Annotated in this window: 15 protein-coding genes; 7 read left to right on the forward strand and 8 right to left on the reverse strand. The window is 56.2% G+C overall.

Annotation, left to right across the window (positions count from 1 at the left end; all coding sequences use genetic code 11):
- Positions 1 to 143 precede the first annotated feature (143 nt).
- Entirely contained in the window at positions 144 to 1,298 is a 1,155-nt protein-coding gene (locus H6815_03750) for a response regulator (GenBank protein MCB9859543.1), read from the reverse strand.
- 485 nt (positions 1,299 to 1,783) lie between these two features.
- Between H6815_03750 and H6815_03755 the strand changes: the two genes are divergently transcribed.
- The 4 genes from H6815_03755 (at position 1,784) to H6815_03770 (ending at position 7,489) form a co-directional block, all read left to right on the forward strand.
- A complete protein-coding gene (locus H6815_03755) occupies positions 1,784 to 4,471 on the forward strand; it encodes a DNA gyrase subunit B (protein ID MCB9859544.1) in 2,688 nt (895 codons plus the stop codon).
- A 51-nt stretch (positions 4,472 to 4,522) separates the two neighbouring features.
- A complete protein-coding gene (locus H6815_03760) occupies positions 4,523 to 4,963 on the forward strand; it encodes a hypothetical protein (protein MCB9859545.1) in 441 nt (146 codons plus the stop codon).
- Between the two features lie 35 nt (positions 4,964 to 4,998).
- Positions 4,999 to 6,282, forward strand: coding sequence for a hypothetical protein (locus H6815_03765; GenBank protein MCB9859546.1), 1,284 nt, complete (start codon positions 4,999 to 5,001; stop codon positions 6,280 to 6,282).
- 292 nt (positions 6,283 to 6,574) lie between these two features.
- Complete coding sequence (locus H6815_03770) at positions 6,575 to 7,489, forward strand: hypothetical protein (GenBank protein MCB9859547.1); 915 nt, start codon at positions 6,575 to 6,577, stop codon at positions 7,487 to 7,489.
- Between the two features lie 2 nt (positions 7,490 to 7,491).
- Here the strand turns inward: H6815_03770 and H6815_03775 are convergent, their stop codons facing one another.
- The 5 genes from H6815_03775 to H6815_03795 form a co-directional block, all read right to left on the reverse strand.
- The gene (locus H6815_03775) at positions 7,492 to 9,195 is read right to left on the reverse strand and encodes a TolC family protein (GenBank protein MCB9859548.1); all 1,704 of its coding nucleotides are present in this window, start codon (positions 9,193 to 9,195) and stop codon (positions 7,492 to 7,494) included.
- Positions 9,196 to 9,233: 38 nt separating this feature from the next.
- Positions 9,234 to 10,472, reverse strand: a complete 1,239-nt coding sequence (locus H6815_03780; protein ID MCB9859549.1) for an ABC transporter permease — start codon at positions 10,470 to 10,472, stop codon at positions 9,234 to 9,236.
- Positions 10,469 to 11,317 carry an ABC transporter ATP-binding protein gene (locus H6815_03785; protein MCB9859550.1) on the reverse strand — a complete coding sequence of 283 codons (849 nt, stop codon included), beginning with the start codon at positions 11,315 to 11,317 and terminating at the stop codon, positions 10,469 to 10,471. The genes H6815_03780 and H6815_03785 overlap by 4 nt, the downstream gene beginning before the upstream one ends.
- Positions 11,318 to 11,326: 9 nt before the next feature.
- The gene (locus H6815_03790) at positions 11,327 to 12,643 is read right to left on the reverse strand and encodes an efflux RND transporter periplasmic adaptor subunit (GenBank protein MCB9859551.1); all 1,317 of its coding nucleotides are present in this window, start codon (positions 12,641 to 12,643) and stop codon (positions 11,327 to 11,329) included.
- Between the two features lie 196 nt (positions 12,644 to 12,839).
- The gene (locus H6815_03795) at positions 12,840 to 13,667 is read right to left on the reverse strand and encodes a hypothetical protein (GenBank protein MCB9859552.1); all 828 of its coding nucleotides are present in this window, start codon (positions 13,665 to 13,667) and stop codon (positions 12,840 to 12,842) included.
- A 169-nt stretch (positions 13,668 to 13,836) separates the two neighbouring features.
- On the opposite strand from H6815_03795, the gene H6815_03800 reads away from it, so the two are divergent.
- The 3 genes from H6815_03800 (at position 13,837) to H6815_03810 (ending at position 16,918) form a co-directional block, all read left to right on the forward strand.
- Entirely contained in the window at positions 13,837 to 14,040 is a 204-nt protein-coding gene (locus tag H6815_03800) for a hypothetical protein (protein MCB9859553.1), read from the forward strand.
- A gap of 488 nt (positions 14,041 to 14,528) precedes the next feature.
- Positions 14,529 to 16,085, forward strand: coding sequence for a ribonuclease Y (gene rny, locus H6815_03805; GenBank protein ID MCB9859554.1), 1,557 nt, complete (start codon positions 14,529 to 14,531; stop codon positions 16,083 to 16,085).
- Between the two features lie 11 nt (positions 16,086 to 16,096).
- Positions 16,097 to 16,918, forward strand: a complete 822-nt coding sequence (locus tag H6815_03810) for a pyridoxine 5'-phosphate synthase (protein MCB9859555.1) — start codon at positions 16,097 to 16,099, stop codon at positions 16,916 to 16,918.
- A gap of 2 nt (positions 16,919 to 16,920) precedes the next feature.
- Here the strand turns inward: H6815_03810 and H6815_03815 are convergent, their stop codons facing one another.
- Both H6815_03815 and H6815_03820 read right to left on the reverse strand, forming a co-directional pair.
- A complete protein-coding gene (locus tag H6815_03815) occupies positions 16,921 to 17,427 on the reverse strand; it encodes a hypothetical protein (protein ID MCB9859556.1) in 507 nt (168 codons plus the stop codon).
- Positions 17,428 to 17,506: 79 nt separating this feature from the next.
- Positions 17,507 to 17,905, reverse strand: coding sequence for a hypothetical protein (locus H6815_03820; GenBank protein ID MCB9859557.1), 399 nt, complete (start codon positions 17,903 to 17,905; stop codon positions 17,507 to 17,509).
- Positions 17,906 to 17,913 lie beyond the last annotated feature (8 nt).

Raw genomic sequence — 17,913 nt, forward strand, 5'->3', positions numbered from 1 at the left:
TGCGCATATCCATGGGTCGGCCCACACTATACACTTCGGCTGGGGGCGATGGTTGCAACAAGACCAGTTGCATCAAAGAGAAAAAGCAGGCATTTGTAGTCCTATAACAAGTGATCGTCCTGACTTTCGAGACCGTCTGTTGTTTATTCGGCAACAGCGAGTCGTTCGATAATGCGGATCGTCTTGCGAATCTCCTTGGTGGATTCAGCACACGATGAAGAAGCACGCAGAGCTGTCAGAGCAGCAAGGGCGGTTTCGCTCAGAATGGCAAACCCGTAGCTTTGTCCGGTCCCCTGTAACTGAGAGCAGATTTCCATTGCCGCATCAACATCTTCACTGCGCAGCGCCGTCTCAAGAGCCTTCGCCTTTGCGTGAACTGTATCAACATACTGGATGATCCAGTTCAGATTTTTCTGCGAGTCCTTCATTGAAGAGTAAATTGGCGCGGACCCGCTTGCTGGATCGGCAGTCTCGCGAAGTGCACGACGAATCGCATCGTGCAGTTCCTCTCTCTGGAACGGCTTGCACACAATCTCGCTCGCGCCTGCATCACGCAGCGCATCAATGGATGCAAGCAGGTTATCGCGGGCAATCGCGATAACTGGTCCAGCGAACCCTTCATGACGGAGTTTCGGCATGAAATCAACAGCACGCTGTTTGGATCCGATCTGGCTGTCAGTAATAATCAAGTCGTACGAGTTTGCGCGCACTCGATCGAACGCTGCGCCTGTGTCTTGCGCTATCTCAAGTCCCATCTCGGTTTCCGACAACATCATTCGAATTAGATTGCATTCGAGATTGTCGTCCTCAATGACCAGCACTCTGCCCTTGAGCGTTTCGTGTAATGCCGTATCACCTGTCGTGCCTAACTCGGTAATCTTGCGTGGATCTATGAACTCTCTGATATCGATATGCTCATCCCACTTGATCCCGACCATGTGGAACTGCTTTGTCACAAAGTCGCACCAGCGGACAACACCCTTGATGTCTGCGGTTCCGCCCCGAAACTTTTTTAGTGTGAGTTCGCATTCAGTTTCTGGATGCAGGTAGCCGTTATACACAACACCACCGCCCGACGCGCTGAGGTTGTACAACAGCACCTCGGCTCTCGAAACGCCGCCGCCAGGATGAATGAACTTTGCGACCTCGATCGAGTTAGCTGCATATCTGTAATCCGCACGCGTGAAGTGTGACGCGGAAGCAGCAGACGTCTGGGATTTCAACAATTCGATAAGTTCGGCACGCTGGAACGCGTTGCCTGGAAAAGGCGTTGGATGACCACGGACCGGTGATTTCATACGCACCCACCAGAATCGGCTAGGCCGGAATCGGCCTTTTTCACATTTTCGGTATATTGACGATTGCATTAAGACAGATTAGCGATTACGGAATTTCCCTAAAAAGGGCTCAAGTACACCCTGTGAGCTGGGTCATCCCCCCTAAATCGAGCCTATGCAAAGACATGTCTGCTGACTTCGAAGTTATGCACCCGACTTGAATAAAAAACCGAATCATCGGACAAAGGTCTGACGGGAAGTCGGAACTGGAAGCGAACCGTTTCTCTCATTAGCTCGCTCCCTCCCATCTGCTCCTCGATAAAACCATCTCTTGACATCAAATGGGCCTTTTCAGCGATTGACACCTATGATTTGAATCGGTTTTTCAGTCGATTCCGGGCCAATGCCATGGGTTTTCCGAGCAGCATTGGCCAAGCCCCACACCCTTGCAGTGTGTCGCGGTTCTTTAGCGAACCCACTCCCTGCAGGCAGAAGATTCTCAGCCTATGCCATACCACACCCACGGTCACACGTTCTCTCCTGACGCAAGCAATGCTCCTGCAGCAGCCTCCCGGACAACTGACACGAAAAAGGGTGGTGACTATGGAGGCGCGCAAATCAAGGTGCTCGAAGGACTTGAAGCGGTCCGCAAGCGCCCGGGGATGTATATCGGCGGCACGGGGATCAACGCGCTGCACCATCTCGTCTACGAAGTCGTTGACAACTCCATCGATGAGGCCATGGCCGGCCATGCCACGACCGTCACTGTCACCATCCAGGTCGACGGATCGGTCTCCGTCACAGACGACGGCCGAGGCATCCCCGTCGATGCGATGAAGGACGACGATCCGAACATCAACGGCAAGAGCGCTGTCGAGATCGTCATGACAAAGCTCCACGCTGGCGGCAAGTTCAACCAGGAGGACTCGGCGTACAAGGTCTCGGGCGGTCTCCATGGCGTCGGTGTCTCGTGTGTGAACGCGCTGTCAGAATACCTCGACTGCGAGGTCTCGCGCGAGGGCAAGGTCCACGCGATCCGGTTTGAGCGGGGCGTTGTGACCAAACCACTCGTGGTTGTGCGCGATGTCCCTGAATCGCAGCATCGCAAGACGGGCACGAAGATCGTGTTCAGGCCTGACGCAACGATCTTCCCCGTGACTGAGTTCTCGTATGCCACGCTGGCAAACCGCTTGCGCGAGCTCTCGTATCTGAACCCCGGCGTGACCATCAAGCTGACCGACGAGCGCGTCGATGCCGACGGCAAGATTAAGTCAGAGACCTTCCTCGCGGAGAACGGGCTGCTGGAATATGTCTCGCATCTGATGACCGGCAAGACTGCTGTGAGTTCGCCCGTGTTTGTGCGCAAGGAAGAGCCCGAACGCACGCTCATCGTCGAGGTTGCGATGCAGTACCACGACGGGTACAACGAAACACTGCTGACGTTCGCGAACAACATCAATAACACAGACGGCGGCACGCACGGGCAGGGATTCAAGGTCGCGCTGACGCGCACGATCAACACCTACGCGCGCAAGGAAGGCATACTCAAGGAGAAAGATCCCACGCCGACGGGCGATGATCTTCGCGAAGGATTGATCGCGATCGTGTCGGTCAAACTTCCCGAGCCGACATTTAACAACCAGCCGAAAGAGAAACTGCTCAACCCCGAGATCGAAGGGTTTGTCTCGAGCGCGCTCGGTGAAGCGCTCGAGGACTGGATGCTCGAGCATCCGTCCGAAGCAAAGCGTTTGTGCCTGAAAGGCATTGTCGCAGCGCAGGCGCGCGAGGCAGCACGCAAGGCGCGCGAGCTCACCCGGCGCAAGACAGCGCTCGATTCCGGATCGATGCCGCACAAGCTGCGCGACTGCAAGTCCAAGGGCGACGACTCTGAGTTGTATCTGGTCGAGGGTGATTCCGCGGGCGGCAGCGCCACGCAGGGACGCAACGTCGACACGCAGGCGATCCTTCCTCTCAAGGGCAAGATCATCAACGTGGAGAAGGCGCGCCTCGATAAAGTCCTCGCCAACGAGGAAATCCGCACGATGATCCAGGCGCTTCGATGCGGAATCGGGCCGGACTTTGACATCTCCAAACTCCGGTACGGCAAGATCATCATCATGACCGACGCGGACGTTGACGGATCACACATCCGCACACTACTGCTGACATTCTTCTTTAGGCAGATGCACGAACTAATCCGTCGCGGTCGCGTGTTTATCGCGCAACCGCCGCTGTACCAGGTGACGCGCGGGCGCAAAAGCTTCTACGTGCGTGACAACGCCGAGATGAACTCGCGCCTGACCGAGCTCGGGCTTGATGGCGCGTCGCTATTGATCCGAGGCGACATCGGGTCTGACAAGATAGAACGCACCATCTCGGGCGACGACGCTGTTAAGCTCGTCAAACTGCTCGACCGCACCCGTGAGTTGGTCAACATCGCCGAACGCAGAGGCACACCGTTCATCGATCTCTTGTCGATGGCAAACAATGACCCCGAGGGCAGCCATCGTCTGCCGCGATATCGTTTGTCGTGGCAGGGACACACAGAGGTGTTCTGGTCGCGTGATGCAGCCGACGCGTGCATCGCGGAGCACGCGCTCGTGTTTGCTGACGACGTGCCCGACGATCAGCCCGTGGACATGGCGAAGGTTGCAACATTGCGCGAGCTGCACGAGAATCGTGAGCTTGATCGTCTGTTTGTCGAACTCGCAGCATACGGCATCACGCGCGACACGTTCGGACTCACTCAGGAAGAATCTGTCACGGGTGAGAAACTGCCCTCGAAGTTCGCGTGGTCCATCGACAAGTCGGGAAACGCCGAGCCGGAACCAAAGCAAGCCAAGTCAGAGAGTGTCTTTGACGACGAGGAAGCGCCCGCGGAAACCAACACCGAGAAGCGCAGCTCGACATCGAAGGTCGTCGAAGCACCAAACATGCTAGCGATCCTCGATTCATTGCACGACATTGGTCGCCGGGGCATGGAAATCAAGCGGTTCAAGGGTCTTGGCGAAATGGACGCGGAGCAGTTGTGGGAGACCACGATGGACCCCGAGCGTCGCACATTGCTGCGTGTGACGATGGAGCAGGCTGCTGAAGCGGAGACGATGTTCGCGACACTGATGGGCGAGCCGGTCGAACCGAGACGCAACTTCATCGAGGACCACGCACTCGAGGTGAAGAATCTGGATGTGTAAATACGAGAACCACCTGATTGCAGAAATGCGAGCTCCTTGTTAGCATGCGGTATGCAAGCAGAAGAAGCCCTTCACTATGTTCGACCACTTGCTGACGGATTTGATCCAATCACAGGTGAAGTTCTCAGTGAAACAAACCCATGTCAACATCCGCAAGTTGTCCGTGCGCTCTATTGTGCAATAGCTGCATTACAGCAGCAGGAAAAGCGAGATATAAAAAGAGCAGAACTGCCTGAAGCCGCAGGAAATCCGTGGACAAAGGAAGAAGAGCAGTTATTGGTAAAAAACTTTGGGCTTAATCTGCCGGTTGGCGCTATTGCAAAGAAGCATAAAAGAACTCGCGGCGCAATCGAATCCCGGCTCATACGACTCGGATTAATTGAGAATCGCTGGCACAACAATGGGAACTCATCCACAACTCCTTCTCAAAGCAAATCTACTCAACAACAAGGATATATGGACTTAGTACGCGAGATAAATCAACCAGACTAAAGCCACTCATAACTGTAATACTTCGTAGCAGGTATATGATTTGCGCACAAACTGCCGAGTGCTGTGTTAAGCTCGCGCGCATTCAGCCGTTCATCATAAAGCCCTGCGCAACTCGGCACGATACGTCCATTGCAAAGCAGAATCCGTCGTTCAGAGAGTGGTCTGCACGATCTGCCAGCGATCTGGAACGAGTTCTGCTGTTGTTCTATTGGTTTATTCCAAGGGGGCAGATGATGGATGAGTTTGGCAATACCGACAGACAGGGCAACGCGAATGGGCAGAACGATGCTGGGGCGCACGCCACGACGGCACCCGCTCATGCACCGAAAAGCTTACCCAGATGGTCGATAATGATAACAGTCGTCGCTATGCTCGTGTGGATGGTCTCGAAGATCACGCGCCTGGATACGTTGAGTGACTCCTCATCGCTCATTGATACTACTTGGTCCAGCTATGCCGCCTACGTGGCAGCCATCGCTCTGATCACACTGGTCCTGCTCGTGCTGGCAAAGGTTCTCGCAAAGCGCTTCGATAAAGCTGCGGGCGTGCTGCTCTCGCTGCTCATGTGCTATGGCGCGTGCCTCCCTACCATTCAGTCTTACACTGCGGATCAGACCGCTCGCAAGATCAACGCGCTGCACACACAACTTCAATCCGAGAACGACCAGGCCAACGTAGCGTTGCTGGACGCTCTTGAGAGCGATGAGATTCTCACTGCCTTTACTTCGCTTGATCACAAGGTCGATTACTTCAGGAAGCTTGCAACTCTGGTGCCCAAATCGGAAAAACCGTTCGCACTTGCAGCTGCCGACATGACTCTATCACTGGACATACTCGTCGATGCAAAGATGCACGCTGCACTTGCACATCAGGATCTTGGTAACGTCTCCATTGCGCAGTTTTTCGACATCGATCATCTCAATAAGCTCGTTGCCGCAGAACAGCGCGTTGCCGACACAAGCCAGGTGCTGGTAGATTTCATCAGCGCCGCCCCTAATACGTTGCGTGATGATGCGATCTCTCGCGGCATGGACAAGCACGATGCCCAGGAGTTCACCGCACGGCTTATGAAAAATATGCGGCCGCAGACGATCGTACGAATCCATGAGATAGACGTGGAGGTGTACAGCATGCTGGTCAAGCAGCACAGGTACCTGCTCGATCATGTTGGCTCGTGGTCGATCAAACGCAACAAGTATCTTGTGTTCGACGATCCACAAGATGAAGCAAACTACTGGGCTATATACAAGCCGACCGAAGCGCTCGAGGCAGAGCAGAAAGGGCTCATGCGATTGTTGCTGTCGAGTGGGGAAAACTGAGCGTCATCCGCCGAAATACTTCGATAGCTCGACGGGTATCGGAACCAGTGACCAATTCAGAGTGAACCCAGCTGGGTAATAACATACCTATTTCGGCGCATGCGCACAAAGTACCGAGCGCAGTATGAATGCTGACATCCTTCACACCGTTTGCGGTAAAGCACGATGCGGGAGGGCACGATACCTCTACAGCAGGATAGAAGCCGTTGTTCTGGGAGCGGTCGGCACGATCTATCTGCAATCTGAAACGAGTTCTGCTGTTGTTTTATCGGTTCATTCCAAGGGGGCAAAGATGATGGATGAGTTTGGCAATACTGACGGACATCGCAACTCGAATGGGCTGATTGATGCGACGTCGTTGACAAGCTTTGAGTCATCCCGGAAGCAGAAACGCAAACAAAGCCAGTCGCAGTTCCCCCTGTGGATTATGCTCGCATCCGTCGTCGGTGGTGTCGCGTATGGTGTTGCGACCGTCCTGCCAGAGAACGCCCAGCGTCAGGCGCAGTTCGAAACATTGCTGAGCCAGAAGCAGGCCGAGAATGATCTGGCATTGCAGGCGATACGTGAGACGTACGAAAGTGGTGAGATTGTCACAGATACCAGTTCTCTCGCGAGTGACGCGGCGTATTTCGAAAAGTGCGCAGCGATCGCGCCGGACTCGGCAAAGCCGTGTTTCCTTGCTGCTGCTGAAAGCATGCGCTCATTGAAGACGCTGGTCGATGCCAACGTGCGCGCGACTGTTGAGCATGACGAACTCCTCGGCGCTCCGATTGAGAAGTATCTTGAGACTGATCATCTCAACAAGCTCGTCTCTGTAGAGAAACAACTCTTTAACACAAGCCGTGCGATCTTCCTCTTCGCCAACGATCTTCCAAAGACGTTGACCCGCAAAGCCGTTATTGAGGGTGTATCAAAGGAGCGTGCTGAGTTTTTCACCGCGGAACTCATGGTGAACCTCCAACCGAAGACAATCATGAGGATCCACGAGATCAACATGCAGGTGTGCGATATGCTCGTGGAGCAGCACACGTTCCTGCTTGATCGCGCTGACGCGTGGTCGATCCAGGACGGACTCGACGGACCACAACTGGTGTTCAACGATCCGCAGGACGAGGAATCCTTCTACGCCATTATGGATCCAAGCGGCGCGCTACTCACAGAGCAGGACATGCTTATACAGTCGACGATGGTGAGTGGCGGAAACTGAGCTCAATCTGGCTGTGGATTCGGGGTTCCATCGATTGTTCCTTCTGGTGCTTTGGGGAACAGCCACCAGCCGTCGAGTTGCGGCGATTCGACCGAGTCCCAACGCACGCGGGCTGAGCCCATCAGCGTGCCCGTCGCGACCGCGAGATTGATCTGCGTGATCTGGTAATCAACGACCGCGCGGATCTCGGTGAGCTTTGCTTCTGCGAGCCTGCTCGACGCGTCGAGCACGTCTGTTGATGTTGAGCGACCACTCGTAAACTGGCGCTGCTCGCCATCAAACGCGCGCTGGTTGAGGATGACCGATTGGCGGGCTGCCATGATGCGCTGCCAGTCGGACTCGAGCGAGTCGAGCGCGCCCGCGACCTCCTGAATGATGGTCCGTCGGCGGTCCTCCTGCGTCGCAATGCGCTGGATGCGTGAGAGGATTGCGCTGCGCAGGTTCGCTTGCGCAGCTTCGTTGCCGAGCGGGACGGACGCGCTGAACCCGATATTCCAGTCCTCGAAATGGTTCTCTGCGAGGATCTCTGCCGCGTCGCCGAGTGATTCACCGAGGCCGTTGATGTTGTACCCGGCGTTGACACTCACGCTTGGTTCAGCCTGATTCTCAAGAAAGCGGATGTCCGCCGCGTTCTGCGCAAGGCGGAGTTCCTCTTCGAGCAGTTCCATGCGATTTGCCAGCGCCATCTGCATGAGTTCGGTGCGATCAGCGTCGTAGCGCACGGGATCGGGCGCGCTTGTCGGAACAACCATCGAGGACGTGTCAACGTCCAGCCCCGGCGCGTTGAGCAGACGCTTGAGCTCGCGCTGCTGCGAGAGGACCGCGTTTTCTGAGACAAGGATCGCTTCAAGGCTGGATGCGACACCGGACTGTGCGCGCGTGACCTCAATCTCCGCTGCGGTCTCGGCTCGCACGCGCCGCTCTGCTCGTTCGAGCTGTGCTACCGCGAGTTCGTACTGCTGCTGGCGAACATCGAGTTCCTGCCTGATCTGGTAGAGTCTCCAGTACGCACGGTCAACAGCAGCGAGCTGCGCGATAATCCGGAGCTTTGTCTGCGCCTGCGAGATCTGGTGGTTGTACGACGCGATGCGGATGCCGTAGGTCGCGATCCATCTGCCGGCATTGCGCAGCAACGGCTGGGAGAAGGTCAGACCAAGATCCGCTGTGTACGCGGGGTTGAGTGTCGAGAACGAGTTGTTCGTCTCGTTCCGCGTCATGGGCAGAGAGACCGTCGCACGGCCGCCCGTGCGTAGTGGCACGGACACACTCGGGTTGAACTGGGTGAACTCAGCCTGCGCATCGTTGAGAGATGATGATGTTGGTGAGTCTGTCTTGCTATAGGTCCCATTTGCGCTGAGCACGGCTTCGAACGCTGCTTCCTCGGCAGAGAGTGACTCGTTGGCGATCGCCGGATTGACCATCGCGACCTGTAGATCAAGATTTCGAGAGAGCGCGATCGCGCGCGCCTCTTCGAGCGCCATGTCGACTGATTCGCGCCCCTCGAACCTGCTGCGCAGCTCGAGCGTTTGCGCATCGAGCATCTGGTCCTGCGCCGGTGTGAGTGACAGTGTCTCTATCGAACGGAACCGCTCGGCATCAATCGGTTCGGCATAATCAAATGGCGACGACTGGAAGTATGAGCATCCTGCAAGCAGCACGAGCGATGAAGCAGAGGTTGCGAGAGAGACAAAGGTGCGTTGGTGCATTGCGGGGACAGCTCCTGCGCAACAGGTTGGGTGTTTGGTTATTCGTGACGGAGTGCGTCGATGGGATTCAGACGCGCAGCTTTGATCGCAGGGAACATCCCAAAGACGATGCCGATGAATGCAGAGAATCCGACAGAGACACCGATTGCCCAGCTTGGGATCGCAGCACCTTCCATGTTTGCATCAGGAATCTTGGTGATCAGGAACACAAGACCCTGCGCAACAAGCAGTCCCACCACAGCGCCTGCAAGACAAAGAACAATTGCTTCAATCAGAAACTGGAGCAGGATGATCTCCGGGCGGGCACCGAGGCTCTTGCGCAGTCCAATCTCGCGCGTGCGCTCCGAGACAGACACAAGCATGATGTTCATGATACCGATACCGCCGACAAGCAGCGTGATGCCGACAATGCCCGATGCTGCAGCAAGGATGCCCGCTGCGATGCGCTCGAACTGGTCGATGAACTGCTGGATGACACCAATATCAAAGGTATCCGGATCGTTTGGACCGAGATTTCGCATCTGTCGCAGCACGGCGCGGATCTCTGCCTTTGCATCTTCCACATAGTCCTTTGACTTGAGCTGCGCCCATGCCATGTTGACCCAGCCGTCCGGATTCAGATTCTGCGCTGTTGCAAACGGCATATACACTTCGGCGCTTGAATCGCCGCCGCCGAACATACCGGACGTCTGAATCGTCTCGACAACACCAACAATCTTGAATCTGCGTTCGGCAATCAGCACGATCTCGCCGATGGGATCGGTCGGAAGCAGAAGCTCCTCGACAGCTTTGTCGTTCACAACGCACACGCTGGAACGCTCAGCTTCATCGATCGAGTTGAAGGGTCTACCGAGAATGATCTGGCGGTTTTCGATGTCGTGCCACTGTGGCCAGATGCCGGTCGCACCAACCTCGAGCTTCATGTCGTTGTATTCGATTGCTCCATTGACGCGATAGATCGGTGAGATCTCGGTGATGCTGGGGCATCGATCGACAATCGCCTCGACCTCGTCGACGGTCAGCTGCACATCGCGCCAACTGATCTTGTTCCGCAACTCGCGAGGGCGTGTGCCATCGATAAACACACGTTTCACACCGAAAGATTCGAACTCATCAAGAATGCCCTGCCGTAGGCCAGACAGTGCAGCGACAACAGCAAGCACCGCGGACACGCCGATGATCACGCCGAGTGTTGTGAGGAGCGAGCGGATCTTGTGTGAAAAGATCTGCTTGATTGCAAAGACGATGGACTGGAAGACAAGACGGAGGGCATTCATCGTGTCTTTGCCTCCTCTGCTGTAGATGCTCCAACATGAACATCAGCATCCGCAACATGGTTCGCGTTCGCATCCTGATGTGCGGATGGTTCGCCAAGCTCTTTTTCGGCTTGTGCAATCGCGGCCTGCGCGTGCGCCTTGACCCATTGCAGGTGCATCGGGTCGGACTTCGTTGGATTGTCGGACACAATCTTCCCGTCACGCAACCTGACAATTCGCTCGGCGCGCCCCGCAACATCCTCCTCGTGCGTCACGATGAGAACAGTCTGCCCCTCGTCGTGGAGCATTTTGAACAGACCGATGATCTCTTCAGTTGTCGCCGTATCGAGATTTCCTGTGGGCTCGTCTGCAAGCACGATCGATGGCATGTTCACAAGCGCGCGTGCAACAGCAACACGCTGGCGCTGACCACCTGAGAGCTGGTTCGGCCTGTGGTTCATGCGATCACCAAGTCCGACGCGCTTAAGCGCCGCCTTGGCGCGCTTGCGCGCAGTCAGCCAGTGCTTGCGCGAGTACTGCATCGGCAGCATAACGTTTGTCAATGCAGTCTGGCGATTGAGCAGCTCGAACGATTGGAACACAAACCCGATTTCCTCGTTGCGGACGCACGAGAGTCTGCCGGGCCCCATCTTGTGGGTCATGCGTCCGTTGAGTTCGTACGTACCCATCGTCGGTTGATCGAGACATCCAAGGATATTCATCAGCGTTGATTTGCCGGAGCCTGACGGGCCCATGATCGCAACAAACTCGCCCTTGTTGACATCAAGATCAACACCACCCAATGCAACAACGCGCTCATGACCGAGCTTGTACACCTTCTCGAGTTCGCGAATGCGGATAGTCATGACAATGGGTTACTTGGGTGTGGATTCTGTGTTTCCGTTGGCAGCAAGTTCTGATGGCTGATCGTCCGCTGGTGACTTTTCATCCTCGACACCACGCTCGCGGATGTCCTCGTCGTGCTTCAGATTGAGCAGCGCCTTGTAGGGCCCGACCACAACACGATCTCCCTGCTCAAGACCAGCCTTGATGACGGTGTGCGTGAGGTCGCTCGCGCCGATCACGACCGGTCTGCGCTTCGCTTTGCCGTTCTCCATGACAAACACCGCGTGTGTAAACGTGCGCGTTCTATCGATGTGCGTTGCGTTCTTGAGCACATCTTCGGGCAACTCATCAATACGCACATCGAGTACAGACTGTGTCTGCACCTTGATCACATCGAACAATGTCTCGGCATGAATATCTGCGTTTGCAGCAAGGCCGGTTGGGAATCGGTCACCCTCTTCGAGCTTCAGCGTGACTTCCGCTTCGATATATGCTGTGCCGTCACGGTAGATCTGCCGCTCCAGCTTCACAAGACTGACGTGACCCTCAAAGGTGCGGTCAGGAAATGCGTTGAGATACACAGTGACATCCTGACCTTCCTTCACCTGCTCGATGTTGGCTTCGTCGATGCGTGCACGCACGATCATGGATTTCAGGTCGGCGATCTGCATGAGCACCGATCCCTGATTGTTGAATGTACCAAGCACCTGCTCGCCGACTTCCGTGTTGATTCGAACAACGGTGCCATCGATTGGGCTGGTGATCACCGCGTTTGCAAGGTCGCGCTTGCGTTCTGCGATATCCGCCTTTGCACCATCGATCGACGACTTGATCTGCTCGATTGTTGCAAGTGCCTGGTCGTATCGCGCCTGCGCGTTATCGACATCTGTGCCGGGCACATCCTTTGTTTCGTAAAGATCAAGCGTTGTGTCAAGCACAGACTTTGCGAGTGTCAGCGATGCTTCTGCGCCGGCAAGACTTGCTTCCTGACCGCGCAATCTGCTCTCGGCTGCATCGAGACGTGCCTGCAGATCCTCGGCATCAAGGCGCGCGAGCACATCGCCTGCCTTCACGTCGTCGCCCTCCTTGAATGGGAGTGCGAGCACCTTTGCCGAGACCTGCGCACCGATGTTGACCTTCACGTCCGGCTCAATCGTTCCGGGCGCTGAAACCATGCGAACAAGATCACCTCGTTCTGCATCCTCAACAATGACTCGCGTCGGCTCCTTTTCCTTTTGGAACTTCTTCGCAATGCCTTCCGGGCCCCCCTGACTGATCACAAACGCAATACCGCCACCAACAAACAGCAGGCACACAACCGCGATACCAATGAGCCATTTGAGCACGTTTCTTTCCTTCCGAGCGAGAGTCAGGGGCGCTCATTCGAGAGCGAAGCAAAGGCAGCTTCTCCATTGTCATGGTATATCAAGTCCGCTGAGTCACGGGTCCGGTTCATACCGGCAAAGGGATCAATAGGTTTTTCTGGTTGGATATTTCTTGGAAATACCGGTCCAGCAGTGGATTGTTCCCAGATTCTGGGACTCACTTCGATGGCATATAGCTCACCGGATCCGGCATGACAATGACACGAACATTGCCTTCATTCGTCGTTGCCTGGATCGCATTTCTGCCTTGCGCGATGATACCAGACCAGCGTCCCTTGCTCGCGGTGACCCGTGAAACAGGTGAGCTTGCGGCACGCACTTCGGCGTTCCCATCAAGCGAAGTCAGTTCGATCGCACCGGTGGAGCCGGGAGGCATGGCAAGATGGATGTTGCCATCGGTGGTAATGAGTCTGACGGACTCGACGAGTTCGTCAGCAGCTCGTACGTCGATACTGCCACCGGGTGTTGAAGACGTGCCCACTTCAATATCAACCGCACCGGTTGCTCCAACTGCCTGGACCCTTCCCGCACTTGTACGCACCTGAATATCAACAAGTGCAGGCACCCAGACATCAATGTCCGCAGCAACAAGATTCTCGTACCCCGGCTCGGCAACTGCCACGATCTGTAGCACAAGTCCCTGGCTGGTCGACGAATGCGCAGACATTGTGACCAGCGATTCAGGATCACTCCTGCCGATATCACCGGTCGCACGTGGTCGAACATTCACCACTGGTCGCGTGATGTCACGGCTGGTTCTGACTCGAACGTCGCCAGCAACATTGTCCACCCGAACGGAGATCGGTCCAGCAGCTTCCTCGCCCTCAATCGGGACAATCTTGGACTCCTGCCACGAGGGCATGGTGCTGCACCCAGTCAGAGCAATCGCTGCGACCAGACTAGCAGCCACAATACCAAATCCGGCTGAACCAGAGGCAAATCGGCGAAATGACTGATTGAAGAAAGGAAGCGTCTGACGGCTCATGGATCTGTTTCCTCGTTCCTGTTGGGTCCACGAAGGAGAAGCTGGGATTACGTCCGAGCCTTGTATCGGTTCGGCTGGCCGAAGTTGGCCTCGATTTGGGAACGAATCTCATCGGATTCCCTGTCCAACTCCGCACATAACCCCAAGCCCAAGCGTACACTCTCCAAACGTGCCGGGCAGTGTTCGTCCGGCCGATTTCAACAATGTGAGCCCGTGCAGCAACTACATCGGTGATCCCGATGCAGCAGTCGCTGGTCATGAAGCTCAGCAATGGTGGCCAGTATTATCCAGCCTGCTGGAACTGCTGGCACAGACGATTCTGAACGATCCGGACAATCGCCCGGCGATGACACGACGCTGGGAGCGCAGATGACCGGTGGCCACGAAATCGTGTCATGGTCGATCCACAACCGTACAGGACGCTCGTTTCTGGCGGTTTGCAAGTGCTGTGTCGGAAGGGGTTTCCTTCCGTGACAATGTAGTTTGTGTGTGATGTGCATCATTGATCGCTTCGCTGCAACGGTCCAACTGGCAGCGTCGATCGGGCAAGCCCGAGCCGATTGATGGTCATCGTGACATGCTCCTTTCGATATGTGAGGCTTTGTTCCAACAAGACGAAGCAGAAGATCGAGTGACAGAGCGAACCACAAGCATCACGCCTGCCGCGCCGTCTGCGCGGAGTTATTGTTGTACAGCTATCGCGATCGATCATTTCAGCTGATCGTCATCCACCATTGTGAGTTTTCCAGCACCGCATCGCACGGTACAAGCGGGCGCGTTTTCGCATGCCCAGCGTGACGGGGGTGGATCATGGTTGCATCTTCAATGCTGACTAACATGCCGATTGTGCTCGGTGCTGCAATGGAATATCTTGTGGCGGTTGCGATCGCAACGCTGCTCGTTGGCCTCATCGTTGGCGTCTTTGTTGCGCGGTTTGTTGGCGTGAAGTCCATCAGCCAGTCAAAGAAAGAGGCTGGCGAGATCGTCGAACGCGCCAAGGTCGATGCAACGACCGCTGCACGACAGATCGAGCTTGATGCTGAAAAGAAATCGCTCGAAAAACGTGAGCAGTTCGAGCAGGAGATGGAGAAGGTTCGCCAGGACATTCGCCAGCAGGAACGCAGAGCAGAAAAGCGGCAGGACACCATCGATCGGAAGGAAGACCAGCTTCTCCAACGCGAGAACAAGATGGAGAAGGACGAGCAGAAGCTCACCTCGCGCAAGGCGCAGCTGGAACAGAAGCACGAAGATCTCGACAAAACCATTGAGGAGCAGCGACAGAAACTGCTGGATATCTCTGGGCTGACCGAGGATTCAGCAAAGGGCGAACTTCTTCGACGTGTGGAGGACGAGAGCAAGGCTGAGATCGGCAAGGTCATCCGCGCTATCAATGAGGAAGCGGAGGAAGAAGCCCACAAGCGCGCACGCGAGATCACGCTGCAAGCCATCCAGCGTTACGCGTCCGAGACTGTTTCAGAAGCAACCGTTCGGTCCGTCGAAATCCCGTCCGAGGACATGAAGGGTCGCATCATCGGGCGCGAGGGACGCAACATCCGCACAATCGAGAAAGTCACGGGCGTTGACATCATCGTTGATGACACACCGGGCGTTATCGTCGTGTCGTGCTTTGACAAGGTGCGCCAGGCGGTTGCGGTTGAATCGCTCGAACGCCTGATCAAGGACGGGCGCATGCACCCGGCACGCATTGAGTCGGTTGTCGAAAAGGTGCAATCCGAGATCAACGAGCGCATCATCGAATACGGCAAGGAAGCAGCGAACGAGGCGGGTGTGCGCGGGCTCCATCCCAAGATCATCGAAGCGATGGGCAAGATGCACTTCCGCACGAGCTACTCGCAGAACGTGCTGCGCCACTCGGTCGAGGTCGCGTACCTGTCGCAGATCATCGCCGACCAGTTGGGGCTCGACGGCGCACTCGCACGCCGATGCGGATTCCTGCACGACATCGGCAAGGCAATGGACCACGAGATGGAGGGTGGCCATCCCAAGATCGGCATGGAGTTCGCTGCACGCCACGGCGAAAAAGAACCCGTGCTCAACGTCATCGGCGGCCATCACGGCGACATCCCCGCAACGAGTTTCTACACGCCGATCATTATGGCTGCCGACGCGGTTTCCGGCGCTCGCCCCGGCGCACGACGCGAGTCTATGGAACGCTATGTCCAGCGCCTTGAAGAACTCCAGAACATCGCGCTCTCGTACGACGGCGTCGAGGAGGCGCACGCTATCCAGGCAGGCCGCGAGGTCCGCGTCATGGTCGATGCGAAGAAGGTGGGCGACGACGAGGCCTATCTCATCGCGTCGAAGATCGCCAAGCGTGTCTCCGATGAGATGACATTCCCTGGCGAGATCAAGGTCACCGTACTCCGCGAGACACGCGCGATCGAGATCGCACGCTGATACGCTTGTACATGACACACGCTCGCGGAGACACGCTCGGCCCCCGCCTGGGGATGAACATCGACCACGTCGCGACCGTCCGTAACGCGCGATACAAGGATGCGAAGCTCGACGGGAACGTCACCGGCGCGAGTCCGTTTGCGCACGCAGAGCCCGACCCCGTCCGCGCTGCACACGAGGCGGAACTCGGCGGCGCGTTGTGCATCACCGCGCATCTGCGCGAAGATCGCAGGCATGTCCGCGATCGTGATATCGAGCGCCTCATCGAAACAGTCCGCGTGAAGTTCAATCTCGAGATGGCTGCGACCGAATCCATGGTTGCGCTCGCAGAAAAAACCCGCCCGCACATGTGCACGCTGGTGCCCGAGGGGCGCGAGGAGGTGACGACCGAGGGTGGACTGGATGTCGCGGGCCAGCGTGATCGGCTTGCGCGCATCGTGCGCAGATTGCAGACCGTCGGCGTGCGTTCCAGCGCGTTCATTGATGCAAATGAGACACAGATCCGCGCAGCGGCAGACGCTGGCTTTGATGCGTGCGAGCTGCACACCGGACCGTACGCCATCGCGTTTGCACACACGGGCGGCGAACTCCACACCGGGCCCGCGCACGCGGAGCTGATCACACTGCAGAATGCGGGCGCATTGGTTCGCGAGCTTGGCATGCAGCTCAATGCTGGACACGGGTTGACGGTTGCCAGCGTCGGGCCCGTTGCACGTATCGAGGGCATGGAGGAACTGCACATCGGGCACTCGATCGTCGCACGATCCATCTATATCGGCATGCGCGCAGCAGTGCGCGAGATGGTCGATACAATCAGTGCTGCTGCGCGATAGACTCAGATCGACTGAAACGAGCGGACAAACTCATCGACGAGTTCGTTAACCAGTTCATAGGCGTCGTATATATCATTCCTGATGCGTGTTCTCTCGCGTTCGAGCCTCTCCATCTCGGGCATCATCATCGGGCCGAGTTTGTTGTTGAGAATATCGAGCGCATCCTGTGAGGGATCACCGAGAGCGCGTGCGCGATCGCGAAGATTCTTCATCTCGTCGCGAAACATGGTGAGCGTGGGAAGCTGATCCTCTGCGCGCGCCACATTCGTGATGTCAGTAAGTGCGTCAGCCACATCCCTGACCATGACCGACGCCTGCGCCGCCAGAGACACGTGCGGGATTTCATGGTCCATCAGCGCAGCCAATGCATCATCTGCTGGAGGTGTATTGCCGGAACTGGATTGATTGTTCGACTGGGTTGCTGTTCCTGTCGCAGCCTGCTTCTTCTCGCAACCTGCTATTGCCGCACTAAGCACACACATTGCAGTTAGACCAACGCGCATTTTCATGCCATGCTCCTTACCAGCATAAACCAACATTGAAAAAATGCCCGTCGCATGTATGCGGCGGGCATCGTTTATATATTCATCAGTTCATGCCACCGATTGCATCCATTGCGTCGGAAAGAATTGGCATGGCTGCTGGAACCTGCGTGCCAATGCGCATCATCTCATCCATAATCTTCTTCTGCACACCCGCAAACTGCGCTTCATACTTCTTTTTCAGCTCCTCGCTCGGCTCGGGAAGCTTGTCTCCCTCGTCCATAATTTTCTTGATCTTCTCTCCGAGCGGCTTGAGCTTTGTCGCTGCCGACTCTGCCGATTTTTCATCCTTCACTGTCGCAAGAATCGATGCAAACTCATTCATTGCCGACGACATCTTTTCAGCTACAGCATCATGCGGATTCCCACCGTCGCAACCGGGTATGGTCGTTACACAACCAAGCAGAAGTACAAAAACAGCAGCGATGCGCGATAGAACCTTCATGTTTCTTT

It is taken from the genome of Phycisphaeraceae bacterium (assembly GCA_020639155.1).
Taxonomy (GTDB): Bacteria; Planctomycetota; Phycisphaerae; order Phycisphaerales; family UBA1924; genus JACKHF01.